The following is a 1794-nucleotide window of genomic DNA, read 5'->3' as shown; positions in this document are numbered from 1 at the left end:
CTCCGCCCCGCCGGGCCCCGGGCCCCGGGCCCGTCGGAGGGAAACCGACGGGCCCGGGGCCCGACCACGGGGGTCAGCAGCTCCAGCTGTTGGAGGAGATCGCGTTGTTCATGGTCGAGCTCAACGAGGTCTGTCCGGAACCCCGCCCCAGGGTCAGCCGCGACCCGGCGTAGTTGCGGCTCGTCCACAGAACGGCCGAGCAACTGGTGCCGTTGTTGTAGACCGAGGAGGCGCAGTTCTCCCAGTTCCCCCCAGGGCAGGCGGAGTTGGAGAAGACCGCCCAGTTCGGGTTGGTTCCGGACAGCTGACCCGGCCCGGCTCCCGAGTAGTTGGTCCCGCTCCAGAAGCAGACGTTCGTCGCGGTGCACCCGCTCGGCGCCGCGGCGACCCCGACCGAGGCGGTCGAGGCGTAGGGAAGAGCGGTCGCCGAGTCGTCCGCCGCGTGGGCGGGCGAGACCCCCATCATCACCCCGGCGGCGAGGACCGCCCCCGCGAACAGGGCGGAGAAACGCTTCGCGATGTCTTTCAAGACATTTCCTCTCCGAAACGGCCGGAACCCTTGTGGTTCCGTTCACGCCGGGTCCGACGGCCGGCGCGAACTGCCGTTATCCAGACTGTCGAAATATGACAGCGTGAACCACGGTGTGGCGCCTCCGGTCAAAAGTCGAGGTCATCGAAAGGGAGTCAGGTGCTCCGTATCCATTTCACCGACGCGGACCTGGCACGCACCAGAGTGGCGTCCCGTCCGGATCCGCTCTGGGAGATCGTGACCAGCCTGTACCGCCTCCAGACACGCAGCGGCCGCCGGGGCCACGCCCACTGGTACCGTCTCGCCCGCCGGCGCCTGGTGGAGAGGGGACTGGCCCGGGCGGTGCGCACCGTTCTGCTGCCGTTCTTCCCCCGGGGGGTCTACCTACCGGACTTCCTCACCCCGGCGGAGTCGGAACACGGACTGGAGGAGGGACTGGAGGCGATCCTGGCGTGTCCGCCGAGCCGCGTCCGGGCCGAGACCGCTCTCCTCGCCCGCACCTCACCGGCCCCGCTGCCGCTCCGGGTGGACGCCCCGGAGCCCCGACGGGAACTGGTGGCCCTGATGCGGGCCTACCACGAGGCGGTCCTCGCGCCGGTCGAGGAGGAGCTCCGGGCCGTGGTCGAGGCGGAACGTTCCCTGCGGCTCCGGGATCTGCTCGACGGCGGGGTGGGGGGAATGCTCACCGGCCTGGGACCGGGGACCCGGCTGCAGGGGTCCGTGCTGAGTGTCCGTTACCCCGGAGCGGACCGGGACCTGCGCCTCGCCGGACGCGGCTTGAGGATCGTCCCCTCCCGCTTCTGTCGGGACACCCCGATCACCCTGGCCGACCCGACCCTGCCGCCGGTGCTGGTGCATCCGCCGGGGAACGCCGCCGGGAACCGGGGCATGACCCGGGGTCCCGGTGACGGCGCTCCGTGCGGAACCGGGGATCACCCGTGGTCGGGGACCCGCCGGGGAACGGACGGCGCCGGTGACGCGCCCCTGGCGGTCCTCCTCGGTCGCACCCGGGCCATCGCCCTGCACGCGGTGGAGACGGGCGCGACCACCGGTGAGATCGCCCGCGCCGCCGGTGTCTCCTGCTCCGCCGCCAGTCGGCACGCCGGTGCCCTGCGGAACGCCGGGCTGGTCAACAGCAACCGGTGCGGGACGTACGTGCTGCACACCCTCACCCCGGCCGGGGCAGCCCTGTTGCGGGCGGCTTCGGGGGAGCGGACGCCCCCGGACCCGCCCCCTCACGCGGACGGCGGGGGTGTCCGCTCCCC

At 72.6% G+C, this 1794-nt stretch carries 2 protein-coding genes; one reads left to right on the top strand and one right to left on the bottom strand.

The annotated features are described in order from the left end of the window. Positions 1-73: 73 nt before the first annotated feature. A complete protein-coding gene (locus FOE67_RS24635; RefSeq protein ID WP_182667028.1) occupies positions 74-529 on the bottom strand; it encodes a peptidase inhibitor family I36 protein in 456 nt (151 codons plus the stop codon). A 159-nt stretch (positions 530-688) separates the two neighbouring features. Between FOE67_RS24635 and FOE67_RS24630 the strand changes: the two genes are divergently transcribed. Beyond that, a partial coding sequence (locus FOE67_RS24630; RefSeq protein WP_182667027.1) for an ArsR/SmtB family transcription factor occupies positions 689-1794 on the top strand: 1106 nt, incomplete at its 3' end.

The sequence above is a fragment of the Streptomyces calidiresistens genome, from assembly GCF_014141525.1.
Classification (GTDB): domain Bacteria; phylum Actinomycetota; class Actinomycetes; order Streptomycetales; family Streptomycetaceae; genus Streptomyces; species Streptomyces calidiresistens.
The sequence above is the reverse complement of the archived record's forward strand: the minus strand, read 5'-3'. Positions and strand labels throughout refer to the sequence as shown.